General features: G+C 44.1%; 20 protein-coding genes. 9 read left to right on the top strand and 11 right to left on the bottom strand.

The annotated features are described in order from the left end of the window. Positions 1-8: 8 nt before the first annotated feature. From DN068_RS19310 to DN068_RS19295, 4 genes are all read right to left on the bottom strand, one after another. Entirely contained in the window at positions 9-2639 is a 2631-nt protein-coding gene (locus DN068_RS19310) for a tetratricopeptide repeat-containing hybrid sensor histidine kinase/response regulator (protein WP_111000582.1), read from the bottom strand. Between the two features lie 86 nt (positions 2640-2725). After that, positions 2726-2980 (bottom strand): 2TM domain-containing protein, encoded by a 255-nt coding sequence (locus DN068_RS19305; RefSeq protein ID WP_111000581.1) that lies wholly within the window; start codon positions 2978-2980, stop codon positions 2726-2728. A gap of 128 nt (positions 2981-3108) precedes the next feature. Continuing rightward, on the bottom strand, positions 3109-3417 hold the full coding sequence (locus DN068_RS19300) for a DUF4157 domain-containing protein (RefSeq protein ID WP_111000580.1): 309 nt from the start codon (positions 3415-3417) through the stop codon (positions 3109-3111). Between the two features lie 169 nt (positions 3418-3586). After that, positions 3587-4141: a DUF6580 family putative transport protein gene (locus DN068_RS19295; RefSeq protein WP_111000579.1), complete on the bottom strand. Its 555-nt coding sequence runs from the start codon at positions 4139-4141 to the stop codon at positions 3587-3589. Positions 4142-4277: 136 nt separating this feature from the next. On the opposite strand from DN068_RS19295, the gene DN068_RS19290 reads away from it, so the two are divergent. Further along, the gene (locus DN068_RS19290) at positions 4278-4847 is read left to right on the top strand and encodes a 2'-5' RNA ligase family protein (protein WP_111000578.1); all 570 of its coding nucleotides are present in this window, start codon (positions 4278-4280) and stop codon (positions 4845-4847) included. Here the strand turns inward: DN068_RS19290 and DN068_RS19285 are convergent. Together DN068_RS19285 and secA are read right to left on the bottom strand one after the other, a co-directional pair. Further along, positions 4828-6324, bottom strand: a complete 1497-nt coding sequence (locus DN068_RS19285) for a S8 family peptidase (protein WP_111000577.1) — start codon at positions 6322-6324, stop codon at positions 4828-4830. The two genes, DN068_RS19290 and DN068_RS19285, sit on opposite strands and share 20 nt — an antisense overlap. Before the next feature lie 190 nt (positions 6325-6514). After that, positions 6515-9844: a preprotein translocase subunit SecA gene (gene secA, locus DN068_RS19280; RefSeq protein ID WP_111000576.1), complete on the bottom strand. Its 3330-nt coding sequence runs from the start codon at positions 9842-9844 to the stop codon at positions 6515-6517. A gap of 271 nt (positions 9845-10115) precedes the next feature. Here secA and DN068_RS19275 point away from each other — a divergent pair, with 271 nt between their 5' ends. After that, positions 10116-10652: a hypothetical protein gene (locus DN068_RS19275; protein WP_123985416.1), complete on the top strand. Its 537-nt coding sequence runs from the start codon at positions 10116-10118 to the stop codon at positions 10650-10652. Between the two features lie 554 nt (positions 10653-11206). Here the strand turns inward: DN068_RS19275 and DN068_RS19270 are convergent. Continuing rightward, on the bottom strand, positions 11207-12379 hold the full coding sequence (locus DN068_RS19270; RefSeq protein ID WP_111000574.1) for a class I SAM-dependent rRNA methyltransferase: 1173 nt from the start codon (positions 12377-12379) through the stop codon (positions 11207-11209). Positions 12380-12473: 94 nt separating this feature from the next. Here DN068_RS19270 and DN068_RS19265 point away from each other — a divergent pair, with 94 nt between their 5' ends. Further along, positions 12474-14351, top strand: coding sequence for an acyltransferase family protein (locus DN068_RS19265; RefSeq protein WP_111000573.1), 1878 nt, complete (start codon positions 12474-12476; stop codon positions 14349-14351). A 183-nt stretch (positions 14352-14534) separates the two neighbouring features. Next, complete coding sequence (gene recN / locus DN068_RS19260; protein WP_111000572.1) at positions 14535-16193, top strand: DNA repair protein RecN; 1659 nt, start codon at positions 14535-14537, stop codon at positions 16191-16193. Positions 16194-16317: 124 nt separating this feature from the next. On the opposite strand, the gene DN068_RS19255 is transcribed toward recN, so the two are convergent. Beyond that, the gene (locus tag DN068_RS19255; protein WP_123985415.1) at positions 16318-16674 is read right to left on the bottom strand and encodes a hypothetical protein; all 357 of its coding nucleotides are present in this window, start codon (positions 16672-16674) and stop codon (positions 16318-16320) included. An 11-nt stretch (positions 16675-16685) separates the two neighbouring features. Next, positions 16686-17126, bottom strand: a complete 441-nt coding sequence (gene aroQ, locus DN068_RS19250) for a type II 3-dehydroquinate dehydratase (RefSeq protein ID WP_207799042.1) — start codon at positions 17124-17126, stop codon at positions 16686-16688. Between the two features lie 26 nt (positions 17127-17152). Here aroQ and xerD point away from each other — a divergent pair, with 26 nt between their 5' ends. The 5 genes from xerD (at position 17153) to DN068_RS19225 (ending at position 22572) form a co-directional block, all read left to right on the top strand. Continuing rightward, positions 17153-18055, top strand: a complete 903-nt coding sequence (gene xerD / locus DN068_RS19245) for a site-specific tyrosine recombinase XerD (RefSeq protein WP_111000570.1) — start codon at positions 17153-17155, stop codon at positions 18053-18055. A 142-nt stretch (positions 18056-18197) separates the two neighbouring features. Then, entirely contained in the window at positions 18198-19547 is a 1350-nt protein-coding gene (gene purB / locus DN068_RS19240) for an adenylosuccinate lyase (RefSeq protein WP_111000569.1), read from the top strand. Positions 19548-19700: 153 nt separating this feature from the next. Beyond that, complete coding sequence (locus DN068_RS19235; RefSeq protein ID WP_111000568.1) at positions 19701-20078, top strand: four helix bundle protein; 378 nt, start codon at positions 19701-19703, stop codon at positions 20076-20078. 156 nt (positions 20079-20234) lie between these two features. Beyond that, on the top strand, positions 20235-21602 hold the full coding sequence (locus DN068_RS19230; RefSeq protein WP_111000567.1) for a methyltransferase RsmF C-terminal domain-like protein: 1368 nt from the start codon (positions 20235-20237) through the stop codon (positions 21600-21602). Positions 21603-21639: 37 nt separating this feature from the next. Then, complete coding sequence (locus tag DN068_RS19225) at positions 21640-22572, top strand: LysM peptidoglycan-binding domain-containing protein (protein ID WP_165836465.1); 933 nt, start codon at positions 21640-21642, stop codon at positions 22570-22572. Between the two features lie 111 nt (positions 22573-22683). Here DN068_RS19225 and DN068_RS19220 read toward each other — a convergent pair whose 3' ends face one another. Then, on the bottom strand, positions 22684-24309 hold the full coding sequence (locus tag DN068_RS19220; protein ID WP_111000565.1) for a T9SS type A sorting domain-containing protein: 1626 nt from the start codon (positions 24307-24309) through the stop codon (positions 22684-22686). A gap of 251 nt (positions 24310-24560) precedes the next feature. Continuing rightward, on the bottom strand, positions 24561-26738 hold the full coding sequence (locus tag DN068_RS19215) for a S46 family peptidase (protein WP_111000564.1): 2178 nt from the start codon (positions 26736-26738) through the stop codon (positions 24561-24563). Positions 26739-26772 lie beyond the last annotated feature (34 nt).

Genomic DNA, 26772 nt, shown 5'->3' with positions numbered 1-26772 from the left:
GCTATTTATTATTTGTTTCCCAGTTCTTTAAACGCTTGTTCGCATACCTGTTTCAGTATCTCAATGAGCGGCGCCAGCTTGTCATAGTGACCGGCTTCACTCGCCGTTTGCTCAATCAGGAAGATATTGCTGATCTCTTCTTTGACGCCCATATAAGAAAGTTGTGGCTTCAACGAATGCGCAGCAATTTTCAGCGAAGGGAAATCTCTTTTTGCCAGAGCGGTATCAATGCTCGACAATAAACGGGGTGCGTTATCGAGGAACATACTCACGTATTTGGTCATTTTCTCCTGGTTGCCATTGGTCAGCTGTTTCAGGAAATAGAGGTCCGTAACCGGTCCCATGACTGGTTTGGCAGGTGTTTCTTCCGCTATTGACTGCGTTGTTTGTTTGCCGGTTTTACCTTTTTTCTCCGGTTCCATTACAGAAGCCATTTGCAGCAGGAGTTCATCGTTATGAAACGGTTTGGCCACATAAGCATTCATCCCAATGTCGAAATAATGTTGCACATCTTCCTGCAAAACATTTGCCGTCATGGCAATGATTTTCGTATCTCTGGCCGGCTCCGGCAGGGTTGCGCGGATCAGGCGGGTGGCTGCCAGGCCGTCCATTACGGGCATCTGAATATCCATCAGTACGATATCGTAATGGCTGTCTTTCACCATGTCAAAAGCCTGTTGACCGTTAACGGCTACTTCCAGCGTGATATCCGGCAATAGTTCTTTCAATGTATCTTCTGCCACCATGCGGTTAAATTCATTGTCCTCCACCAATAAGATTTTGGCTTTAGAGAGTTTTTGCATGGTTGCGTCGTCAACCATTTTTTTCTCTTCGGCTTCCATCTCGTCGGAAACGGATTCAAACGGAATCAGTACGCTGAATACAGTGCCTTCACCTAGTTTACTTTCCACATGCACTTCGCCGTTCATTAGTTTTACCAGCTGTTTGGTGATGGTCAGACCAAGGCCGGTGCCGCCGAATTTACGGGTAGTATCAGTGCCTGCCTGGGTAAAGCTTTCAAATATTTTGTCGATCTGATCGGGTGCAATACCGATCCCGGAGTCGGCCACATCAAACCGGATATGGAAATATTGTTCGTCGAGTTTTTCGAGGCGGGCAGTAACGGACACGTAACCTTTCTCCGTAAATTTTATGGCATTACCCGCCAGGTTGATCAACACCTGATTGATACGGGTAGGATCGCCCAGTAAGCGTTTAGGAATCTGACGATCTACATAAATGCGGAGATCGATATCTTTTTCTTCGGCTTTCAGCATGAGCATATCGCGCATACTTTGTACTACTTCACCAACGGAGAAAGGCGTTTGTTCGATAACGATTTTGCCTGCTTCGATTTTAGAAAGATCCAGAATGTCATTGATAATGACCAGCAGATTATCGGCCGATTGCTGAATGGCTTCGAGATAGCGTACTTGCTCTGGTTTAGGATATTTGCTGAGCAACAGTCGCGTCATACCTACAATGGCATTCATCGGCGTGCGGATTTCGTGGCTCATATTGGCCATGAACTGCTGTTTGAGCTGTGCTGTTCTTTCTGCTACTTCTTTTTCTTTTCGTGCCAATTCTATTTGCTGGCGTATCTGAAGATTGCGGAGTTTGTTCAGCGTTTTTTGTTTGAAGATTTCTTCTTTCAGGTCTTCGAAACTTTTCAGGTGATAAAAAGCTTTCGGGATATCGCCGGTTTTATCATACAGCATCGAAAGGGCTTCGTGCAGGCTCATGATATCATGGCGGCGCATGTATTCATGCGCAAGCTTGAATGAAGCATTGAGGTGTTCGAGCGACAATACATGGTTGCCTTCATCCATGTACAATCTGCCGAGATAGTAATGGGAAATGATCTGTACCTCGGCATTACCCAGATCGTGCGATTGTTCCAGCGCCTGGGACAGGTACTTGTGCGCATTCGCAAAATCCAGTGTTTTATAATAAACCTTACCCAGACCGCTTAATGCCATTACATAGGCTGCTGTTTCTGGTTCTGAAATGTCCTGGTTGTCCTCAAAATAACGAAGGGCTTCGCCGTATTGCTCTTGCTTGAAGTAAATATTTCCCAGGGTGGTATAGATAGTAATAAGGCGGCTGGTATCGTGTTCGCGCTCAAAGATCGGCAGGCATTTTAAAGCATATTCCAGCGCGCTGTCATAATCGTTCAGATCATAGTGCAGATTGGAAATGCTGGTGAGATTCACTGATTGCGCAAATTCGTCGCCCAGCTCTTCATTGATGCTTAGCGCTGTCTCGTAATAATTCAGTGCCTTCGCGAGATCGCCAAGGTCACGGTAGATATTGCCGTAATAGTTGAGAATGCGTGCTTCCAGCCGGCGATCTTTTACTTGTTTGGCAATGGGATAAGCCTGATTGAGCATTTCCAGTCCCAGTTCGTATTCTCCTTCTTGCCAGAGACATGATGCCTTGAGATTAAGGCCTCTGCCTTCACCGCGCAGATAATGCTCATTCCGGGAACGCGAAATGATTTCATCGGCCATTTCACTGGCACGTTCCACATCTACGTTCCGTACTTCTATAGCCATTTCCACCAACGTATTGATACGATCGTGCTCGTTGGTCTGCGTATTATATTGTTGTAACAGTTGTTTATATTTTGGGGTATCCATGATTATATAGCGATATAGTCTAAAATTAAAAACCCCTCGCGTTAATGCAAGGGGTTTTATATATGATTTTTATCAGGAACCTGATACTAATTGTGCATTTGACGGTGGTATTCGTCCAGACCTTTGTCTTCGTAGAATGTAAACAGCGAACAAGCGTGGCCGATGATACCGAGGCCCCATGCTGCTGTAATCCATGCCTGCCAAGGATAAACCCATTTGTGCGTACGATCGCCTTCTGCTTTATAGAGATACCAGATTGCGGCCATAGCTACGAAGTAAACAACCACATGCAGAAAAAACATGCTCTTTTGACGACTTGTTGGTTTTATTTTTTGTGGCATGGAAAATTCTAATTTCCGGCAAAGATAATACCCGCGACTGAATTATCCTAGCCCCAAAACCCCTAAAGAGGAGTTCCGGTGCGAGTAAATTTTGTGGGCCGACCTGCGCAGAGATTCCCCTTTAGAAATCAGGGGTGAGATTTGGCGTTTTCTGCTTCTCTGGCTTCTTGTTCAAATTTATTATTGAAATAACCGTGGCGGATACTCTCTATGAGATACAAAAAGGCAAATTGCAGCCAGCCATAGCGTTCAAATTGTTCCACATGTTTTAGTTCGTGATCTACCCATCTTTGATCTGCAAGGAATTCAGATTTTGTAGTATTGTGCAGATGAATGGTGTGTCGCCAGACAATCGCTACCCGCTCACTGCCGAGTTTTGCCGCTGCGAGCCGGGCAAACCATGAGTTTTCTTTGATCTTTACTTCGTTTAAATTCAAAAGTCAAAATTCAAAAGTAAAAAATTGCGAGTGCTTTGCGCCCTTTGCCACTTATGCATCTTTGCGGGAAATTATTACTCGCGCTGAAATTCCCCTTTAGGGTATTGGGGTATTATAAAAAAAGCGCACCCGTGAGGAATGCGCTTCTATAAAAATCTCGAGAAAGGAATTAAGCAGTTGCTTTTTCCATTTTCGAGAAGAAAGAACGTTGCAATAAAGTGTACAGGCCAAATAATACTACACTACCTGAAAGATCACCCAGAATGGTGTTTTTAAAGAATGGCAAACCCATTGTGTAAGTTTTTACCAGTCCGGCAAAGTTGTAACCATACATGCCTTCTGCCCAAACACCAAAGTTAGAAACGATGAAGAAAAGGGTAGAAGCGCCAAGTGTGTAACCCAATACTTTTACTGGTTTTACAGCACCCATTTTAGTCCCGAGGAATGTAGCGGAGATCAGCCCTGCATAAGTGAACAGTTGAGATATGCCGTAGAAACCTTGTACGTTGGTGAACAGCTGGAAATACAGATCTGCAGCGAACTGACCGAGCAGCGCCAGCAGGAATGCATAACGCTTGTCTTTGATCACTGCACCGCTGAACAGGCCGAGTGCGGCAACAGGAGCAAAGTTGTACAGGTGCATATCTGCATTTAATACGCGCGTAGCCGCAGCCATGAAAATAAGGCCGGCAGCGATCAGGATATTTGAATAGTTACGTTTCATCTGATTAATCTTCTGGAAACAAAGGTAAAAACTAATGATTAAAAATGAAAAACGGCTTGATAATTGCTTTTTGTAAATATATTTCGTTTCTTTTGTATGTTATTATAAATGTGTAGGAAACAGCCATTGGTCAGCTATGAATCATCCCGAACAGACTGCCGGAACTAACCTTTACCTGGTAGCATTACTGTTTCCTGAAGGTGTGAATGAAAAAGTCAGGATTGTGCAACGTGAGATCAGTCAGGATTTCGGGTTTAAAAAATCACTTTCCCGGCCGGTTCATATTACGCTTATTCCGCCGTTTAAAGCGACGGCAGCTGTTGAGAAAAGTCCGGTTTTTCAACAAGTTGCTGATTTAATCCATCCATTCAAAATTGTATTGCGGGATTTTTCTTGCTTTCCCAATCCAAAGACACCAGTGCTGTTTATGCATCTGGAAGACAATCCCGAATTGGTTCATTTATTTCAAACCTTGCAGCGCATCTGGGAAGAAACGCGCAGTGCGCAGGTGATCTGGATGAAGCATTTTACGCCGCATGTCACCGTTGCCTACAGAGATACCGAACCGCGAAAATTCCGGGAGCTCTGGGCCAGATTTAAAGACCGCGTGTTTGATGCGGCCTTTATGCAGGAAAATTTCACCTTGTTACGGCTAGACGATGGTGTCTGGACGCCCGTGGGGCATTTTACTTTTGCAAAGAAATAAGGGTTTTCTCTTTCTTCGCTGCATCTACCGCTGCTGCTGCATCTACAATGCCTCCGGCTACACTAAGCGTAGAAAACTTCACCTTCATTTTTTTGTGTCCGGGTGTGCGCACTTTACCATCGTATTTGTACGCAGTTTTTACCAGGAGTGATTTTACTTCCGCTGCTGAAAGGTCGGGGAAATAAGCACGGATGATTGCTGCAACACCTGCCACTACAGGGCCGGCCATACTCGTGCCGGATTCTTTGCCGTATTGGTTCCCGGGCAATGTAGCGTAGATGTTTTCACCCGGTGCAAAAATATCCACAGCATGTTGACCATAATTGGAGAAACTCGCCGGTAGCTTTTTGCCTTTCTTTTTGCCATTGGCACCTACTTCAATCCAGTTACTGTCGTTAGCATCTGCAGCTGAACTGCGTGGATTTGGATAACAATTTACCGTGTCAATATTTTTTGATTCGTTGCCGGCAGAATGTATGAACAATACATCTTTTGCAGTCGCGTAAGCAATCGCGGAATCTACCACCGATTTATCCGGAGATTTGTACTTGCCAAAACTCATATTGATGATCGATGCACCATTGTCAGCCGCGTAGCGAATCGCATTGGCAATATCTTTATCGCGCTCATCGCCCCAGGGCACCGCACGGAGCACCATGATGCGCACATCGTTACTGACGCCATTGATGCCAATGTTATTGTTTCGCACGGCTGCAATAATGCCCGCAGTATGGGTGCCATGTGTGGATGCTGACGTGTACACTTCGTTATTGCCATAATAGCGTTCGTGCGGATTGGTTGGGTCATCGCCCACAATAGCGATGCGTTGTGAATCGACATTGATTTTATTGTAGGCAGCGCCTTGTACCGTCATCTCTTTGGCTTCTGCGATGTCTGTGTCAAATTGTTTACCGCCCGCTGCCATATGAAAGATTTGCCGCCAGAACCAATGCTGATTGAGATTGTAGATCGTGGTCATCGATTTGGCGTCGCCGTCACGTTGTTTTTGTGCAACGATGTATTGTTTTTTTGCTTTTTTAAATTGGGCGAACGCTGCACTGTCAGCTTCTTTGAGATTGGTTGTATCCCGGCCGAACCATTGTTTGCGTAATGTTTGATACATGCGGGTTTCTTCGGTCGCTTCGTATAGCAGGTTACCGTTTTTACCTCCGATAAAATTCCAGCCGTTGATATCATCGATATAACCGTTGTGGTCGTCATCAATGCCATTGCCTGCAATCTCCCTGGGATTGGTCCAGATCATGCCTTTCAGGTCTTCATGCGTAATGTCGGTGCCAATATCAATCACGGCGACAATTACGTTTTTAGCAGTTCTGTCATTGAGTTTTTTATAAGCCTCTTCAACTGACGCGCCGCAGATTTTATTTTTCGCCGGACTTTTTAATTGCCAGTTTGTTTGGGCATTGGCCAGCGTTGCAGCAAGAATCAGGGAAGAAAACAGAATAGCTCGGATCATATTGTTTAAAGGTATGGTGTTTGCGAAATTTAAAAGTCAAAATTCAAAACCTGAAAGGGAGTGATCTGTTGTGAGAGCTTTGCGTCTTTGCCTCTTACGCGTCTTTGCGGGAAACCTACTTAGGGCGCCCAAATAAAAAAGCCGCTGTAATTGCTTACAGCGGCTTCTCTTTATGTACGGTTATGAAAAATTAGCTTACTAATCCGCGACCGTGGCAGTTTTTGTATTTCTTACCGCTTCCGCAAGGACAAGGATCATTACGGCCGATTTTTGGACCTGCCTGTACTGGTTGTCTTGCCTCACCACCCGGTTCCGTGTAATAATCGTGTTCGTCAGCAGCATAATCCTGACCAGCCTCATCAATTTCCTCTCTGTTGTCATAGAGGTCACTCATGTCGGTATGGTATTCAGGGAGTTCCTGTGCTTCCTGCGGTGCTTCCTGCATTGGAATGCCAGAGCGCAGCAAGAATGAAACGATATTGCGATTAGTTTCCAGCAGCATTTGTTTGAAGAGATTGAACGCTTCGAATTTGTAGATCAAAAGCGGATCTTTCTGCTCCATACGTGCCATCTGTACAGACTGACGGAGATCGTCCATTGCACGGAGGTGGTCTTTCCATGATTCGTCGATCATACCCAGTGTCATGGTTTTTTCCAGAGTCTGGATGATCGGACGGCCTGCTGAATCTACTGATTCTTTCAGATTAGCATACACCTGAACACCGCGGACACCGTCGGTAAACGGAATTACGATGTTTTCGACACGTTCGCCGTTCTGCTCCAGAATCTGTGCCAGTGTTGGCAGCATATGTTCGCGGATAGCAGTGGTTTTGCGTGTGTAGAATGTTTTTGCCTGATGGTACAGTTTATCACCAATAGTGTTGATATCACTTTTTGCAAATTCTTCTGCGGCGATTTCCGGCTCAATTGCCAGATGTTTCATCACTTCCAGTTTGAACGCTTCGAAATCGCGGTTGTCTTCAAACTGAGCTACGACGTCTACGCATACATCAAACATTGCGTTATCGAGGTCAATGCTGAGACGGTCGCCAAACAGCGCGTGATTGCGACGTTTGTAGATTACGTCACGTTGCGCGTTCATTACGTCATCGTATTCCAGCAAGTGCTTACGCGTACCGAAGTTGTTTTCTTCTACTTTTTTCTGTGCGCGCTCAATGGATTTGGAGATCATGCTGTGTTGCAGCACTTCACCTTCCTTATGGCCCATTTTGTCCATCAGTCCGGCAATACGCTCAGAACCGAAGAGGCGCATCAGTTCATCTTCCAGAGAAACGAAGAACTGAGAAGAACCCGGATCTCCCTGACGACCGGCACGACCACGCAGCTGGCGGTCAACACGGCGGCTTTCGTGGCGTTCTGTACCGATAATGGCCAGACCACCCGCTTCTTTCACACCAGGGCCGAGTTTGATATCCGTACCACGACCCGCCATGTTGGTAGCGATGGTCACCGCGCCAGCCAAACCGGCTTCAGCAACGATCTGCGCTTCACGAGAGTGTTGTTTCGCGTTGAGTACGTTATGCGCAATTTTCTTTTGCTGCAGCATACGGCCCAGCAATTCAGAAACCTCCACCGAAGTAGTACCTACGAGTACCGGACGGCCCACGCTGGTCATTGCTTCGATTTCGTCAATTACGGCTTTATATTTTTCACGTTTGGTTTTGTACACCAGATCTTGCTGATCTTTACGTGAGATCACTCTGTTGGTTGGAATCGTTACTACATCGAGTTTGTAGATTTCCCAGAATTCACCTGCTTCAGTTTCCGCGGTACCGGTCATACCACCAAGTTTGTGGTACATACGGAAGTAGTTCTGCAGCGTTACTGTTGCGAAGGTTTGCGTAGCAGCTTCCACTGTTACGTTTTCTTTCGCTTCGATCGCCTGGTGCAGACCGTCGCTGTAACGACGACCGTCAAGAATACGACCAGTCTGTTCGTCAACGATTTTTACTTTACCCTCCATTACTACATATTCCACATCTTTTTCGAAGAGGGTATATGCTTTCAGCAATTGCTGAACGGAATGGATACGGTCGGTTTTGGTCGCGTATTCCTGTATCAGAGCGTCTTTGCGTTGTCTTCTTTCATCTTCGGGAACAGGCATTTTTTCGATGTCTGCCAGCGCCGTAGCGATATCCGGGAGGATAAAGAAGTTTGGATCTTCACCAGAACCGGTGATCAGCGCAAGACCTTTTTCTGTAAGATCTACGCTATTGTTTTTTTCATCGATAGCGAAGAAGAGCTCAGCGTCTACTTTCGGCATGTTGCGTTGTTGCTCGCCGATAAAATAGTTTTCTGCTTTTTGCAGGATCTGACGGTTACCTTCTTCACTCAGATACTTGATGAGCGCAGAGTTTTTAGGCAAGCCGCGGAATGAGCGGTATAATGCCAGGCCACCTGTTTCTTTATCTGTTTTGCCTTCGGCAATTAGTTTTTTAGCTTCTGTGAGCGCTTGGTTGGTAATACGGCGCTGTGCTTCGAGAAGGCGTTCAATGCGCGGTTTCAGGATGTGGAACTGTTGTTCGTCGCCACGTGGTACCGGACCGGAAATGATGAGCGGAGTACGCGCATCATCGATCAATACGCTATCCACCTCATCGACCATTGCGAAATGGTGTTTGCGTTGTACCATTTCTTCCGGATGATGCACCATGTTGTCACGCAGGTAATCGAAACCGAATTCATTGTTTGTACCGTAAACGATATCGGCCATATAAGCCTTGCGGCGTTCCGGAGAGTTTGGCTGGTGTTTATCGATACAATCAACAGTAATGCCGAGCCATTCGAACAGCGGGCCGTTCCATTCCTGGTCACGACGGGCGAGATAATCATTCACCGTTACCAGGTGTACGCCTTCGCCGGCGAGTGCATTCAGGTAAGAAGGCAGGGTAGATACGAGTGTTTTACCTTCACCCGTCGCCATCTCAGCGATTTTACCCTGATGGAGTGTGATACCACCGATCAGCTGTACGTCGTAGTGTACCATGTTCCAGGTAACCACGCTGCCTGCAGCAGACCAGGTATTATTAAAGTAAGATTTTTGACCGTCGATACGGACGTATTCACGGCCCTGGCCAGCCAGCGCCATGTCCAGTTCGGTAGCGGTAGCTTCCATTTGCTGGTTTTCGGAAAAGCGGCGTGCTGTTTCTTTTACTACTGCAAATGCTTCCGGAAGGATTTCTTCCAGAACTTCTTCTATTTGTTCGTCGCGCTTTTTGATAAGTTTGTCTACTTCATCATAAATCGCTTCGCGGTTTTGAATTTCATCTTCGCTATGTTGTTCTCCTTCAGCCTTTTTTGCTGCAATCTCTTCATCAATACCTTTCAGATGCTCGCGGATGCGTTGGCGGAATTCCTGAGTTTTGTTACGCAGCTCATCATTGGATAGGGATTTCAGTTCACCGTACACACGGTTGATTTCTGAAACCAGCGGCGTAATGCGTTTTACGTCTTTATCAGACTTGCTTCCGCCGAATAATTTTGAAAGAAAACCAATCATTGTCTTTTGTGTTTTACTAATTAGTTGTTTAACCTGGGCAAATTGTCTAATCCTTTAACTCCCACGTACTTCATATGATACATCAAAAGCTGTGCTAATTTTTAAAAACTGACAGCTTGGCACATAAGGGTCCAAAGCTACGCCAATTGCCGGATTTGAACAAGGTGAGGGGATACTGTTAAAAAACTCTGAAAAAAAATGCTGGCAGCTATTGCAGGTCAAAAAAATTTTTATGTATTTTGGAAGCGATTTTAGAAAAAGCGTTTTAATTATGAAAAAAACTTTCTTCCTCTTAACCACTGTATTGGCTACGGCTCTATATACAAACAAAGGCTTTTCTCAGGGAAGTGATGAGCTTGTTTCTGTTTATCGTTGGTATAATGCAGCGGATAAAAACTTTGTGACCGTTGCCGATGGTGAATATCAGGAAGGCCAGATGCTGAACTGGGGTTGGAAAAACAAAACACAAATTTTCACTGCTTACCGCAATCCGGCTCCTGACCGCGTAGCTGTAAACAGCTGGTTTAACCCGGTAACGAAAGATCAGGCAAGCATCGCTGAAGATGAATATACTGATGACCAAATGCTGAAAATGGGCTATACTGGTAAAAAACTCCAGTTTTATGCACTGACTCGCCGTGGTCCTAATACAATCGCTGTTTATCGCTGGCACAAAGGTGACGATTGGGTTACTATCCCAGAAGAAGGTGATACAGACGCTTACATCAAGAAAGGCTACAGACACAAAACATACCAGTACTACGGTATTCCGAGAGCTACTGACGTTGTAGTGTACAACCAATTATAATTTTCCGATCATAAATAAGCTTTTTTAAGGTTGCCGCAAGGCAACCTTTTTTGCGTGTCGGTGCGAGTATCCCGAAGTACTACGCGCCAACCAAATTCTTTCCAATTGCATCAGGCTGTGAACGGGCTCGCCGCCCTACGCGGTCGCTAATTGTGCAAGGTGCTACTGTGTGCAGACTAATCGCATTGAGGTGAACCTACCTTCTGGATAATTATCTGTAGGATAAAAGGCTTGATTCTGGTCACGTTCACTGGCTATATTTTTCTGTAATTGGAATATTTCAGAATAGACTATGCCCGCAGGCTTTCCGCTTTTGGCGTTAAGGAAGGTTGTATATTTTTATAAATATTTGAATACAGGGAAAGCCAGTGACATTTTATACTGAAACAGGCAGTTTTAAGTTTGTATGAACATAATTTCTACTGCCATTTTAGACTCGTCAAAGTCAGTATGACATGAGTGGGGAAAGTAGTTGATTGAATCATGGCAGTAATTGCAGCTTCGTCAATAAAAAAAGACCAGCCCTTGAGCTGGTCTTTACTATAAAACGCTTCTTACATTACTTGTACGATCAAGAATTTCAGGTATTGCGTATTCGGCACGTGCCATAAGATCGGGTGATCGGAAGATTGTGTCTGCCAGGTCACCTGACGGATTTTGCGGCGCGCATCTTTGGCAGCCATCTCAATAATCTGCAGGAACAATTCCGGTGGCACCAGATTGGTACAAGAAGACGTTACCAGGAAGCCGCCCGGTTTGATCAGTTTCATACCACGCAGGTTAATTTCTTTATAGCCGGTAATTGCTTTCTGGATGTTTTCGCGGCTTTTGGTAAACGCAGGCGGGTCAAGCATTACAACGTCCCATTTGCGCCCTTCTTTACCCCATTGCTTCAGCACGTCAAAGGCGTTCATCGCCTCAAACTTTACAATATTTTCGAGTCCGTTGAGCGCGGCATTTTTGTTTGCCTGCGCAACCGCGTTTTCAGAAATATCCAGGCCTAATACGGATTTGGCACCGTAATGCGCGGCGTGGATTTCGAAAGTGCCGGTGTAGGTAAATGCACCCAGTACGTCCGCTCCTTTTACAATATGCTGAATAGCGCGGCGGTTATCCTGCTGATCGAGGAAATAACCTGTTTTTTGGCCATTTTCAATATCTACGTGAAATTTCAGACCGTTTTCGTTGATGACAATATTGGTATCAAACGGCGCGGAAAGAAATCCTTTTTGCTGCGGTAAACCTTCCAGTTCACGTACCGGAACATCATTCCGTTCGTAAATACCTTTTGGGTTAAATATCTTTTGCAAAGCCGCTACGATGGCGGTTTTCCAACGGTCCATACCCAGGGCTAATGTCTGTACTACCAGATGGTCATTAAATTTGTCGATCACCAGTGCCGGCAATCCGTCTGCTTCACCAAAGATCAGACGGCAGTTTTCCACATAGCCGATCTGCTTGCGGTATTCCCATGCTTCGAGGATGCGGTTATAGAAAAACTCATCATTTACTTCTTCGTTTTTTTCGCGTGTTACCAGGCGAATGCGGATTTGCGAAGCAGGGTTGATGTATCCTTTCCCGATAAAAGAGCCATTATAAGAATATACTTCTACGATGTCTCCGGGTTCTGCAGTGCCGTCACTGTCACCCAATTCATTTGCAAATATCCACGGATGGCCATTTACAACACGATCACCAATTTTTTTTCTCAGAAAAAATTTTGCCATGGCGCAAAAGTAAGTTGTGCATCCATAACAACGCAACAACAGGCAAAAGAAAATTAAATCAGACGCTTTATTAATGTTATTATTTTTATAGTTTATGGCATTGGCACATTACAGAAAGGACATACAAGGCTTACGGGCCGTTGCTGTATTGTGCGTCTTTATTTTTCATCTCAATAGAAACTGGTTGCCTGGCGGCTTTGTCGGGGTGGATATTTTTTTCGTGATATCGGGTTATCTCATCAGTTCCATCATTTTATCCGAAACGGAACAGGGCCATTTTTCGTTTATAGATTTTTATAAACGTAGAATTAAACGAATTGTACCTGCTTATTATGCGTTATTAATTATTGTAACGATCGCTGCGGCGTTTGTGTACCTGTCTACGGATATCATGGTAACAATCTGGAGCCCTGTGATTCGTGGTGCCGTATTTTATAACAATCACTGGTTTGCCGCGCTGAATACTTATTTCGGGACACAAAACACAGAAAACCCTTTTTTACATACCTGGACCCTTGCGGTAGAGATGCAGTTTTATTTGTTCTTGCCACTGCTGCTGGTCTTCGTGAAAAGGAAATGGCTGCTACCTGTTATCAGCTTTTTGATTGCTGCTTTGCTGGCTTATAGCACATTTAAAATTTTTAGCGGTGCTAAAAGTATTATGTATTATTCGTTGCTGGCCCGAATGCCCGAATTTTTAATTGGTTCCCTGCTAAGCATCGGTTCTGCCAATAACACAATTTCCAGAAAATATGGCCTGCTGATGAGTTGCACGGGAATCGCGCTGATCGTGATCAGTTGTTTTTGCCTCAGTGAATCTTCGCCATTTCCCGGGGTATTATCATTACTGCCTTGTGGTGGTGCTGCGTTGTTACTCTTGTCTCCTGACAATACGGCGAAAAGAATATTGGAAACCAGGGCAATGATATACACTGGAGAATTGTCTTATGCTATCTATTTATGGCATTGGCCGATCATGGCTTTTTTCAGGTATTATTTTGTAGAATATGAGTTTGCACCGGCACATCTGCTGTACATAATAGTATTGACCAGTTTTTTGGCATTGCTTTCTTTTTATGGTATCGAAAAGCCAATGCGGAAAGTTGGGAATAAAATGCTCTACGGCTACCTTATCTCATCGGTTGCGGTCTTTGGGATTTTGTTTTTTAGCCTGAAACCTTTAAACGAACGACTCGTACAAGTGCCACCAATACCGGCCTTTTTAGATATTTCAAAACAGCTGGGCCGGGATTCGCACGGAGCCTATTTCAAACAGGTTGGGACATTCGGTGATACGACACTTAGAAATGATGATAAAAAAATACTGCTGATCGGCGACAGTCACGCTTTTTGTATGAATGCTTATTTTGATTACCTGGGCAAAATTGAAAAATTCAGGTTCAGAACAATTTCTGCCAGCGAAGTGCCGCTTATCCCAGGTGTTTCGGGTGAAACAACGACAGAAAGTTACAATAAACTTATCCCAATTGCGGAACGTGAGATCGCGAACAGTCGCATCATTATTTTTCAAATGAAAATAAATGAAAGCAGAAAAAACTTTACGCCTGTCATTATCAATTTTATTAAAAGCCTTCGGCCGGATCAATCCTTTATTCTGATGTCTGACTGGCCGAACCTTTTTAGAAATCCGTACAAAGCCAATAAATCAATTGTCCGGAAGAATAAGGAGACCAGGTTTCAAAAAACGGTTAACGACGAAGTGATCGATAAAAAATTATTGAAGGCGATAGATTCACTTCCTAATTGCTATTATTTGAATATATCGCAGGCTGAAATATTTAAAGATGCTCCTTTTTACCATGATTCACTGATTTATTGCGATGCAAACCATATCAATTTGTATGCTTCGATTCTTTATGCAAAAGAAACAGCGCCGCAAACAATGAAAGTGCTCAATGAAATTTTCGTAAAAATGCGTGGTACGGGTACATTAAAAAACGGTAATCGCTAATGTTTGATTTTTGGAATAGTTTGAATTGCTAAGCCATTTATCGATCTCGTTTCGTAAGAAAAAACATTGAAGACATGTGCGTTTTAAGGCTAAAACACGGAACAGAATTAACTTTTCCGCACATCTGAAATCAATCCTGTTATAATACATCCAATCCTCCTATTTTTGTCCTGATTTACACATATGCTGCAGAAACTTATCATTCGAAACTACGCCATCATTGATCATCTTACCGTCACGCCAGACGCGCATCTGAATATTGTAACAGGTGAAACCGGCGCTGGTAAAAGTATTATTCTCGGAGCACTATCGCTGATTTTAGGCGAAAGAGCCGACACGTCTGTACTCATCAATAAAGATGAAAAATGTGTGGTAGAAGGTCATTTTGATGTCCGTAATAATGATACGTTTCAGAAAGCATTGCGCGAAGCGGAGCTCGATGAAGAATCGCAATGTATTATCCGTCGCGAAATCAGCGCCAGTGGTAAATCCCGTGCTTTTATCAATGACACGCCGGTAAATCTGCAGACGCTCAATCGTATTAGTTCGCTGTTGGTAGATCTCCATCAGCAATTTGATCATTTAGCACTTGAGGATGATAATTTTCAGATGGATGTGCTGGATGCCGTTGCGCAGAACAGCGCCTTGCTCAAAGATTACCAGCAATTGTACCGTCAATACCGCAAGATTTCACAGCAACTGACCGAAAGCATTTCCAAACAAGCGCAGTTTCAAAAGGAAGCAGATTACAAACAGTTTTTACTGGATGAATTGGCGCAAATGAATTTTGTTGAGGACGAACTGGAAAACGCGGCGCAGCAAATGAAGCAGATGTCACATGCAGAGCGGATTCATTCGGTATTGCAAAGTGGTCGGTATAGTTTAGAAGAAGGTGAACAGCCACTGATTAATGAATTAAAACGTGTGAGTCAGCAGCTGCAAAGTATTACGGATGTAATGCCGGAAGTAAATGCGGTGAGTGAACGTCTGACGTCTGTATGGGCAGAACTGAAGGATATTGCGGGTGAACTGGAAACACTGGAAGGCCATGTGGACATTGATCCGCAGCAAATGCAGGAGTTGCAGGAACGTCTGGACGCAGGGTATAAAATGTTGAAAAAACATGGTGTGCAAACGACCAATGAACTGTTGGCGTTGCAGGCGACACTGAGCAATGAACTACAGGCTACACTTGACTTAAATGATACCATTGAAAAGCTCGCCAAAGAACAAGGCGTAGTTTATAAGCAATTGGAAACCGCAGCAGAAAAGCTTTCCAGACAACGCAAAGCAATTGCTCCGGAAATTTCGAAGGAAGTAAATAAATTATTGGCATTGGTAGGTATGCCGAATGCACAATTCAAAATAGAATTGCAACCGCTGAAAGCGCCTGTACTATTGGGTATGGATGAAGTTCAGTTTTTGCTCGACGCCAATAAAAGCGGTCAGTTCTTACCAATTCATAAAGCTGCATCTGGTGGTGAAATGAGTCGAATCATGCTTTCTATAAAATCACTCACGGCGAAAGCCATGCATTTGCCAACATTGATTTTTGACGAGGTGGATACGGGTATCTCGGGTGAAGCCGCGCGTCAGGTAGGTGTGCTGCTCCGCGATCTGGCACAATACCATCAGGTGATCTGTATCACGCATCAGCCGCAGGTTGCAGCTAAAGGCTCGCGTCATTTTTATGTGTATAAAGAATCAGGTAAAGATCAGCGCATTACTACACAGGTTCGTGAACTGAAGCCGGATGAACGTGTGCTGGCCATAGCGCGTATGATCGGTGGCGAACAACCAAGTGACGCTGCGTTGCAGAATGCAAGAGAACTGGTTAACTAATTTGCGATTTAATATTTGAGATTGATGATTGGAGTGGCATGGAAATTTTTGTATAACGGTCGGACGGCTTCGAGTCGTCTGACCGTTTCGTTGGGTAGAATGGCAGAGTTGATGAGTTAGCTAGCTATTTCCTCCATTCTTCTATCTTAAATGAAGTAACAATCGAGTCTTTCGATAAGTAGAAGTTTAAGTTTTTTATGTAAACAGGATCAATGTCTCTACCATAGTCAACGTCTAATTCATAGCTAACTGCGGCGCTATCAATAAAACTAGGCTGATCTAAAAGTTGAATCAATTGTGGATAATGAAGTCCGACGAGCTGATGATGTTGGGTAAGGTCATTTACCATACGGTTTCTATAGTCTGGTGGGAATGCAGGATCAGTTTGATAATTCCATTTCTCTTTATCAAATTGCATGTCCGGTTTACAAGAAATGCAAGTGGAAACAATGAGAAATAAAGCAACCAGGATGCATTTCATTGTCAATAGTTTTAGTTTTTGACTTTTGACTTTTGACTTAAGAAGTATTCCACCGCCAGTTTATATCCCATCATACCCAAACCAGAAATTGAACCCACACATTTTGCTGCGATATAAGAGGTTTTGCGGAAATCTTCACGTGCCATTACATTGGAAATATGCACCTCAATGGTTGGAATAATAATTGCTGCGATAGCGTCAGCGAGCGCAATGCTGGTATGGGTATAAGCGCCTGCATTCAGCACAATCCCATTTACCTTGCCCATGCAGTTGTGCAGGAAATTGATCAGTTCACCTTCCACATTCGATTGGTAATACTGCAATTGAACCTGCGGAAACATAGTTTTCAACTCTTCGAAGTAAGCTTCGAAGGTCTGGTTTCCGTAAATCTCCGGCTCACGCGTGCCTAAAAGATTTAAATTTGGGCCATTCACAATTGCGATCGTAATCATAAAGTAAAGATAAGGCTCAGAATAAAATGTGGGATGCGAACATAAACGGTTTTAAGGCATATCTGCGGATCGAGCGGTCGATGTCTGAAAATACAGTAGAAGCTTATCTGCATGATGTGACCATGCTTCGTGATTACGCACATCAGTCGCTTGCCGATAAAAGTGCGAATACACTTTGCCTTCAGGATTTACAATTATTTCTTCAATACGTCAACGAACTGGAACTTTCGGCTGGTACACAAGCCCGCATTCTCAGCGGACTCAAATCTTTTTACGCGTATCTGGAGCTGGAAGGTATGTTGGCAGAAGATCCTACGGAAATGCTAGAGGCGCCCAAGCTGAAAAGGGCATTGCCGGTTGTATTGAGCATAGAAGAGCTTGATATGCTTTTTGCACAGATTGACCACAGTACACCGGAAGGATTACGCAATCGCGCAATGCTGGAAACAATGTACAGTTGCGGTTTGCGTGTGAGTGAATTGATTTCGCTGGCTATTTCTCATTTATATCTCGATATCGGTTTTGTACGGGTAGTAGGGAAGGGGAATAAAGAACGGCTCGTGCCGATTGGAGGCGAAGCTGTAAAGCATATCCGTATTTACCGGGAGCATATACGTGCTAAAATGGAACCGAAGAAAGGAAACGAAGATATTTTGTTTCTGAATCGCCGAAACAGTTCATTGTCAAGGGTAATGGTCTTTATGATTCTAAAAGATCTGGCGATAAAAGCCGGTTTGAAAAAGACAATCCATCCGCACACGCTACGACATTCTTTTGCCACGCATCTTGTAGAAGCCGGCGCTGATCTGCGTGCTGTTCAGGAAATGATGGGCCACAAAAGTATTACCACTACTGAGATTTATACGCATCTGGATCGGAGTTTTCTGCGAAATACCATGGAGAAATATCATCCGAGATTTAACCCTTAACCCCTGAAGGGGATCTCAGCGCGAGTCTGCTTCATATAACGAGGGTTTCTCGCAAAGACACATTCTCCCACATTCAGCACATTGACATATTTGCCTATTTACCTATTTAACTAATTACCCCAATCAGGTTATCTTTGCAGCCATGGATTTAACAGCGCTTACAGCAATTAGCCCGGTAGATGGCCGCTACCGTGCCCAGCTTGCCTCACTGGCTCCGTATTTTTCAGAATTTGGCCTGATCCGTTATCGCGTTCGTGTAGAGATCGAATATTTCATTTTCCTCGCTGAAAAGAAAATCTTTGTCCTGCCGGCAAAAGTAAAAGCTGCGAAACTGCGTAGCATTTATGAAAACTTCACTGAAGCAGACGCTCAGCAGATCAAAACCATTGAACGTACCACGAACCACGACGTAAAGGCTGTTGAATATTTCATCAAAGAAAAGCTCAATGAAATGGGCGCAGGAGATGTAGCAGAGTGGGTACACTTTGGCCTTACTTCTCAAGATGTGAACAATACTGCAGTGCCGCTTTCCTGGAAAGAAGCACTGGAAGAACAATATATGCCTGCGTTGGAAAACATTTTGCTGCAACTGCGCAAAATGGCAAAAGACTGGAAAAAAATCTCCCTGTTGGCGCGTACACACGGTCAGCCGGCGTCTCCAACTACGCTCGGTAAAGAGATTATGGTGTTTGTAGAACGTCTCGAGGGTCAGATTCGTCAACTGTCGCACGTGCCGTTTGCTGCAAAGTTCGGCGGTGCTACCGGTAACTTCAATGCGCACCACGTGGCGTTTCCTGCGATCGACTGGATTCGTTTCGGTAACGATTTCGTAAGCCGCAAACTGGGTCTGGAACGTATGCAATACACCACGCAGATTGAGCATTATGATAACCTCGCTGCGCAATTTGATGCGCTGAAACGCATCAATACCATCCTGGTCGATTTCTGTCGTGATATGTGGACATACATTTCGATGGAATACTTTAAGCAAAAAGTAAAAGCAGGTGAGGTTGGTTCTTCCGCGATGCCGCATAAAGTAAATCCGATCGATTTCGAAAATGCAGAAGGTAACTTCGGTATTGCAAATGCATTGTACGAGCACCTCGCAGCGAAACTGCCGATCAGTCGTTTGCAGCGCGATCTTACCGACAGCACTGTATTGCGTAACGTAGGTGTGCCAATGGCGCATAGCTTCCTTGCACTTCGTTCACTGGAAAAAGGTCTTGGTAAATTATTGCTGAACGACAGCAAAATGAAAGAAGATCTGGAGCACAACTGGGCGGTAGTTGCAGAAGCAATTCAAACAGTGTTGCGTCGTGAAAATTATCCGCAGCCGTACGAAGCGCTGAAAGCGCTGACCCGCGGTAAAGCAGGTATCTCTAAACAGGATATTCACGAATTCATCGATACGCTGAAAATTAATGCAAAGCTCAAAAAAGAGCTGAAAGCGATTACGCCGCATAACTATACAGGTGTGGAGTTTCCTTATTAAGCTGAAAGCTTAACGCCTAAAGCTCAAAACTTGCCCGTGGAGCGCAATCTCCCGATAACGAGTTTTGAGCTTTATATTTGAAGCGTCAAATTGTAGCAGAATTCAAGCTTTTTGCTTTGATTGTCAGGCTTTTAATGGCATACATTTGATGCTATGAGGAATTATCGAAATTATGAAGTTCGGCAAAGGGCGCATGAATTTTGTCTGTTTATTTATAAGGAAATAGCATCAGGATTTCCAACCGACGAGCGGTTTGGATTGACCTCACAACTGAAACGTTCAAGTGCTTCTACACCGTTAAACATCGTAGAGGGGTGTGGAAGAAATTCTGAAAAAGACTTTGTACACTTTTTGGATATTGCATTAGGATCGCTTAATGAAACTGAGTACTGTCTATTACTTGCTTTTGATTTGGATTTTATACCAAAGCCGAAGTACGATATTGCTTCCGAAAAAATAAACGCAGTAAAGGCAATGCTCATTGGGCTTATAAAATCTATTCGGGCAAAAAACACAAGTGCTATTCGCTAAGAACAGCTATTGGTAACAACGCAGTTTTAAGTTTTAAGTGTCAAGCTTTGAGCAAAGAAAGTAATAACACAGTTTTAAGCCTTAGGCTTTAAGCAAATTTGTAATCACACAGCTTCAAGCTTTAGGCTTTGAGCTTTAAGCAAAATAAGTAACAATTTGAGTATTCCGGCATCACTCATACACGATCTCCAATCCGTAAAAGGCTTCGATGAAAAAGCCTTTCTGGCGGCGCATCAGCTGCCGGCAGTTACCAGCGTGCGTTTGCATCCCGTAAAGCAAATGCAATCGCTGGTGCGAAATGCAATCGTGCCTTGGTGTGCAGAGGGGAGAGTATTGCCTGAGCGTCCAGTCTTTACGCTCGATCCTGCGTATCATGCAGGCGCCTACTACGTACAGGAAGCCTCATCGATGTTTCTGGATTATTTGTTCCGCGCCGTTTATCCTGAAAGAGATAAATTAAGAGTGCTGGATCTCTGCGCCGCCCCTGGCGGAAAAAGCACATTGCTCGCATCTGCATTGACTGGCGAAAGTCTCCTGGTTTCTAATGAAGTTATTCGTACGCGCGCTTCTATTCTGGAAGAGAATATGACGCGCTGGGGCTTTATGAATACCTGGGTGACTAGTAATGATCCTCGTGATTTTGGTAAACTGGAAGGTTATTTTGATGCTATTGTTGTGGATGCGCCTTGTAGCGGTTCTGGGCTGTTTCGTAAAGATGCACGTGCATTAGAAGAATGGAGCGAAAATAACGTAGCACTTTGTAGTCAGCGTCAGCAGCGGATTTTAGCTGATGTATGGCCTGCACTTAAAGAAGAAGGTGTTTTGTTTTATGCTACTTGTTCATACTCGCCGGAGGAAGACGAACAAATTCTGGATTGGCTGGCTGAAACCTATGAAGTCGAGACATTAGACATCGATGTGCCGGAAAATTGGAATGTTGTAAAAACCTATTCTGCTCAAGGAAAAATGGCGGGTTATCGTTTTATGCCGCATCTGGTAAAAGGTGAAGGTTTCTTCATTGCTGCGATTCGTAAGAAGGATGAAACGGACGAGATACGCGCTCCCAAATTCAAAACGCTGCACAATAAAACTGTACATGCACAAACAACCTCTTTGCTAAAACCGGGTGTAGACTATTTATGTCTGCCGGGTAAAGAAGAATTTTTTGCGATCAACTCAGTTCACGAAGCAGATTTTCACATCTTATCGAAAGCTGTTTACTTGCGTAAAACCGGTATTACGTTAGGTAGTCCCACAGCTAAAGAATGGTTGCCGGCGCATGAGTTGGCGATGAGCATTGATATTCACCCAGACATCGCCAAAATTGAACTTGAAAAAGAACAAGCGCTACGTTTCTTAAAGAAAGAAGACTTTGGCGTTGACGCTGCTCCGAAAGGCTGGCTGCTGGTAACTTACAAAGGTTGGGGACTTGGTTGGGTAAAATCATTGGGCAACCGTTTCAACAATTATCTGCCAAAACATTGGCGTATTCGCATGGATATCAGCGATGCGGATTGGGCATAATTATTGTACCTTCAAGTGTGCAATAATTTTATCCTTCATGTATAAATTCCTCTTTGCATTTGTTTTTTGTTGCATTTGCTTTTCTTCACGTGCACAGAAAAATGATAGTTTATTTGTGGTCAGTCATGATAATGACTGGATGTTGAAACATGCGGTAAAGCCCGGCGAAACCGTGTTTTCAATTGCCCGCAGATATCATGTGCCGCCTGCTATGCTTGCGGATGCCAATCAGATCAATTATCAGGACAATCTCGCAGATCACAAGGTTATTTACGTGCCACTCGGTGCCTATAATAAAATCACGAAACCACCGGTGATTGGCTCGGAGACACGACCGCTTTTCCGTCATGTGAAAACGGATGATCAGCTTTCTTCGCTGGCCAGAATTATGGGCGTTTCGCAACGCAGCCTCCAGGAGTGGAATCATTTACCAGATAACGCGGTGACGCCAGGCAGCACATTATTGATCGGATGGATCATGTACGATGCTACTGATATGCAGCTTCCGGTAAGTACCACGCCAAAAACAACCAATGCAGTTAAGTCTGTTGCTTCTTTACCAATTCCGTCAACAGCGGTAGAAACGACGAGGGCAGTGATACCTGCAGATACCTTGCGTCTCGCAGATACAATGGTGGCAACGCCTAAATCAAATGCTATGGCTCTGTTTGATGAGCAAACGAGTAACGGTCAGAATATCACTACGGAAAAAGGCGCCGCTGTATTTTTTGATGGTCAGTCGAAGAGCAAGGGCGAACCATATTTTGCATTTTTCAACAATGCGCCCAAAGGCACGATTATAAAGGTTTTCAATCCGGGCAATGAAAAAGTGATTTACGTAAAAGTGCTCGGCCCAATGCCACAGACAAAGCAGTATTACAATGCGCTGATCGGTATTAGTAGCTATGGAAGAAATGCCCTGGGCGTGAATGAGACAAAGGTTTGGTGTGAGCTGAGCTACCGGCCGTAACGCTGGTTTGTATTTTCATGAATGGGATGGACCTAAAAAAGGTCAATGAAATTTTCATTGACCTTTTTTAGGTTGTTCAAGAAGCTTTGCATGTTTTTCGCTTGATCGATATTAGTTGCCGTATGCAACAGTCGCACGTTGCAGTATATTTCCTTTATTATCTCTGACGGTGACAAAGTAAAAGCCAGTTGCATATTGGTGAATGTCCACAGTATGCTGCATCCCACTCTGTCCCGTTGTCTGATAAATGATTTTGCCGTCAGCCGAAAGCATTTGCAGCGTATAGTTCTGCTGGGTGTTTGAACCTTTAAGCTGTACCGTGATATTGAATACACCTGTATTGCTTGGGTTTGGATAGACACTCAATCGATTCTCTGTTTCGAGATTGGTTGTTGTGATTAATTTTACTGTACTATCAGTTTGACGGGAAGAAGGGCTTGTTTCCGCATCAATTACTACTGACGATAGATTTAATTCTGACTCGCCCGACGCTGTATAAGTAAAATCAGTGCTTACATCAATTTCTTTACAAGCAATGGCAACCTGCCAAGGTTTACTGCTTGTTGGGTGATTAACCGGTAGCGTAAAGTCCCCGATCGTGCATATGTTTCCATGCAAATGGGTCACTTCCAGGTCTTCGGTAGTTTCTGTATAAGCGGAAGTTGCGGAACCAACAAGTGAAGATGCATTGTTTAGGGACACATTTTGACTATATGCGTTCGTTGTGCTTTGATTGTCTTTGACAGCCGATATGCGATATAAGCCACCGACAGAGATATTAAAACTATCTCTTTTGTTCCAGCAATTTTGACGGATGGCTTGCTCCAACGCTTTGATTTTAGTAGCGTTTGAATTGAACCCATAATAATATCTAATGCCGTTGAGGTCATTAAACCATAGATTGTCGACTCCGCCTGAAACTACGCCTTTTACTATGGGAGTAGTACCGGTGGTTGCCGAAGATATCACTAGTGGCGCACCGGAGCCTACAGAACCGCCGGCATAAGGTGCACTGCTGGAAAGTTGAACGAAGTTTGTTGCATTATTCGTAACCGTCTCGTTGTTCGTAAGTCGCTGTGGGTAATAGTGTGGGTGCGCAAGTGTATAGAAAGCATTCCCGATCCAGCTGCTGTTGTCGTCGTCAAAATCGTAACCTAATGTCCCGATCCAGGCCGATGGTAAGTCTCGTTTATCAACCAGCAGAAGAGCGATATCTTTACTCGTGCCTTCTTTGAAATATTCAAGAAGCTTGGCTGAAGCTAAATAACTTTTTGAAAAATTTGTGGTACGGTTTATTGAATTGCCGCGCGAATCAGTAATAGCTTGTCCTAAATAACCCATGTATATATCCGTGTATAAAAGTAGATTACTTCCTATGGTGGGTGTAGTGCCATCAGGAAACAAATTAGCTATCTGATGGCCGGTCATGCATATACATAATTTATTAGCGTCGGACGTATTATCTAAAAATGTACGAATAAAAAATGCAGTACCATCTGCGCCTCTAAGCCACTCATTTCCGTACATCTCTGGATAAGGAAAACCTCTATTCAAAAGAACGATTGCTTTACTAGCCATATTAGATCCTTCGGGCATGTCTGGAGATAACGGCGTGAAGTAAGTAAATAGGGAGGGCTGGGCTGAAATAGGAGCACTAGTTGGTTGCGCGGTTGCAACAGTCGTTAAGAGTAGAAAAAAAAATAGTAGGTTGATGAATGGTGTAAAAATGGTTTTCATTGTGTGTGTATTAATGTATATGTATAATTATTTAAGACCTATCAAAAAACGTGCCGGTTTATTTAAAAGTGGATGTTTAAGAATGAGAAGCAGGGAAGTTGTGTGTAAAATTGATAGCGGTTGGACATAAAAAAGGCCAATGAAATTTCATTGACCTTTTACTTTTTCCAATTTTTATATGCCATGGACGAAAGAAGGTGTCTCTCGTGATATTAACGTTGTGGGATCACTTTCAGTTTTACGCCTTGGGCTTACTTCGCAAATTTCATTTCTTTCAGTAACCAGCCTGCACCACCAAATTTTTCAATGATGAAAAGCGTGTAGCGAATATCCACTGAAATATTGCGGCAAAGATTCGGGTCAAAATAGAGATCGCTCATCGTTCCTTCCCAGATACGATCGAAGTTGATACCAATCAGTTCTCCTTTTGCATTCAGCACCGGACTACCGGAGTTTCCGCCTGAAGTATGATTGCTGGCTGTAAATGCTACAGGCACTGTTCCATTTGCAGCCCATTTGCCGTAATTTTTCTTGTCGTGCAGTTCTTTCAATTTAGCCGGAACATGAAATTCTTCGATCGCCGGATTTTCTCTCGTCATGATCTCGTCGAGATTGGTCTGGAAACTATAGGGCGCTGGTCCATCGGGATCAATACCCTGAACTTTGCCATAAGTAAGGCGCAGCGTCAGATTCGCATCCGGATAAAAAGCTTTTTTGCCTTCATCTTTGTTCATCTGACTCTTCATATAAAGGCGATTCAATGTTGCCAGCCGGGCGTTGAAGGCGCTCAGTTTTGGTACGACACGTTCATTACGCTCAACGATAATTGATTTATATAATTGATAAGCCAGATCTTTTTTGATTTCGTTGCTGTCGGCTGGCGATGCTTTTTGTGCAAATTCATTTAGTTTGTCTGCACTAGTTAAAAGCGAACTACTGTAAATATCATCCGCCCATTTATTAAAATCACTTCCGTGGCGTTTGTATTCCTGTTTGAAATAATCAGGGACAAAGTTTCCGGCTTTATCAAAGAAGAAAGGCATCAATGTAGTGAATACCTGTTTGTCGGTGTTGAGGTCATAATTTTTATAGAAACCAGCCCAGTTATTGACCATGCGTTCCCAGTCAGCACCGCCGTTGGCAGCGCTTTTGCCTTTGCGGAACTGCATCATCATTTCGTTGAGTGCTGATCCTTCATTGATGAGTTCAATGCCAAGTACTGCTTCGCGGATATATTCCTCTGCTTTGATAAGGCTGTCGGCAGCCGTCGCAGAAGCTTCCAGTTCCGCAAGCAGGTTCTCTGCAAATGGAGTAGATGTATCGCGCGAAGCCCATTCCTGGAAGTCAGTTTCAAAACCCTGTTTTTTGCTCATCACATTGTTGATCTGCAAACCTCGTACTTCACCTTGCCATTTTTTCCAGCCGTTAGCAATACCAGCACGTTTAGAAGTATACTTCAGGAAAATATCACGATTAGCTTTCATGTTTTTACCCCACACATCCAGTTTTTTGGTGCGCGCTTCAATGCGGATCGGATCGGTGACGGAATAAATCTGGTTCAGCTGAAACGAAGAAATATATTCCTGCGTAGTGCCGGGGAAACCATAAACCATGGTGAAATCACCTTCTTTATAACCTTTGGCGTTGATGGTAAAGAATTGTTTGGCTTCGTAAGGTTTGTTGTCTTTCGCGTAGTCAGCAGGTTTGTTGTCTTTGCCTGCGTAAATGCGGAACACGCTGAAATCGCCGTTATGGCGCGGCCACATCCAGTTGTCATAATCGCCACCGAAAACACCTACACCGTTTGGCGGAAAACCAACCAGACGGATATCGCGGTAAGTTTCGCTGACGATGACCCAATATTGGTTGCCATTAAAATACGGTTTGATCATGGCATCCAGTTTTGTGGCATACTGATATCCTTTTTCCAGATTTTTAATGCGGCGTGCAATGATGCTGTCGCGGGACGGACCGCTCATAGTATCTGCGAGATTGCTGAGGATATTGTCTGTCACATTTTCCATTTTACGGATGAATGTAACCGTGAGACCCGGACATGGAAGTTCTTCGCCATTGTTCATCGCCCAGAAACCGTTGGCAAAATAATCTTTACCTGGTCCGCTTAAAGCTTGTACAGAACCATAACCGCAATGGTGGTTGGTAAGGATCAGCCCCTTGGATGAAACGAGTTCGCCGGTGCAACCTTTACCAAACAATACCACCGCATTATTGAAGCCGGTACCATTGTCGTTGTATAATTTTTCAACAGGGATTTCGAGCCCCATCGCTTTCATGTCAGCTTCGCGATTTTTAACGGTAGGAGGCAGCCACATACCTTCTTTTGCATGTGTAGTGAAACTGGAAGCCACCGATAAAATCAGGACCGCAGTGCGCGATAACACGCGGGAAATTAGTGTGGTTTGAGACATAGTCTGAATTTGGGCCTAAAGAAAATAAAAAATG

Origin of the sequence: Taibaiella soli, assembly GCF_003236175.1 — a bacterium.
GTDB lineage: Bacteria > Bacteroidota > Bacteroidia > Chitinophagales > Chitinophagaceae > QKTW01.
Note: the sequence above shows the minus strand (reverse complement) of the source record. Positions and strands in the feature narration are given on the sequence as shown.

Excerpts from the sequence above, each read along its gene's own strand:
- DN068_RS19310 (WP_111000582.1), bottom strand. The coding sequence starts at position 2,639 with ATGGATACCCCAAAATATAAACAACTGTTACAACAATATAATACGCAG.
- DN068_RS19305 (WP_111000581.1), bottom strand. The coding sequence starts at position 2,980 with ATGCCACAAAAAATAAAACCAACAAGTCGTCAAAAGAGCATGTTTTTT.
- DN068_RS19295 (WP_111000579.1), bottom strand. The coding sequence starts at position 4,141 with ATGAAACGTAACTATTCAAATATCCTGATCGCTGCCGGCCTTATTTTC.
- DN068_RS19290 (WP_111000578.1), top strand. The coding sequence starts at position 4,278 with ATGAATCATCCCGAACAGACTGCCGGAACTAACCTTTACCTGGTAGCA.
- DN068_RS19285 (WP_111000577.1), bottom strand. The coding sequence starts at position 6,324 with ATGATCCGAGCTATTCTGTTTTCTTCCCTGATTCTTGCTGCAACGCTG.
- secA (WP_111000576.1), bottom strand. The coding sequence starts at position 9,844 with ATGATTGGTTTTCTTTCAAAATTATTCGGCGGAAGCAAGTCTGATAAA.
- DN068_RS19275 (WP_123985416.1), top strand. The coding sequence starts at position 10,116 with ATGAAAAAAACTTTCTTCCTCTTAACCACTGTATTGGCTACGGCTCTA.
- DN068_RS19270 (WP_111000574.1), bottom strand. The coding sequence starts at position 12,379 with ATGGCAAAATTTTTTCTGAGAAAAAAAATTGGTGATCGTGTTGTAAAT.
- DN068_RS19265 (WP_111000573.1), top strand. The coding sequence starts at position 12,474 with ATGGCATTGGCACATTACAGAAAGGACATACAAGGCTTACGGGCCGTT.
- recN (WP_111000572.1), top strand. The coding sequence starts at position 14,535 with ATGCTGCAGAAACTTATCATTCGAAACTACGCCATCATTGATCATCTT.
- DN068_RS19255 (WP_123985415.1), bottom strand. The coding sequence starts at position 16,674 with ATGAAATGCATCCTGGTTGCTTTATTTCTCATTGTTTCCACTTGCATT.
- aroQ (WP_207799042.1), bottom strand. The coding sequence starts at position 17,126 with ATGATTACGATCGCAATTGTGAATGGCCCAAATTTAAATCTTTTAGGC.
- xerD (WP_111000570.1), top strand. The coding sequence starts at position 17,153 with ATGTGGGATGCGAACATAAACGGTTTTAAGGCATATCTGCGGATCGAG.
- purB (WP_111000569.1), top strand. The coding sequence starts at position 18,198 with ATGGATTTAACAGCGCTTACAGCAATTAGCCCGGTAGATGGCCGCTAC.
- DN068_RS19235 (WP_111000568.1), top strand. The coding sequence starts at position 19,701 with ATGAGGAATTATCGAAATTATGAAGTTCGGCAAAGGGCGCATGAATTT.
- DN068_RS19225 (WP_165836465.1), top strand. The coding sequence starts at position 21,640 with ATGTATAAATTCCTCTTTGCATTTGTTTTTTGTTGCATTTGCTTTTCT.
- DN068_RS19220 (WP_111000565.1), bottom strand. The coding sequence starts at position 24,309 with ATGAAAACCATTTTTACACCATTCATCAACCTACTATTTTTTTTTCTA.
- DN068_RS19215 (WP_111000564.1), bottom strand. The coding sequence starts at position 26,738 with ATGTCTCAAACCACACTAATTTCCCGCGTGTTATCGCGCACTGCGGTC.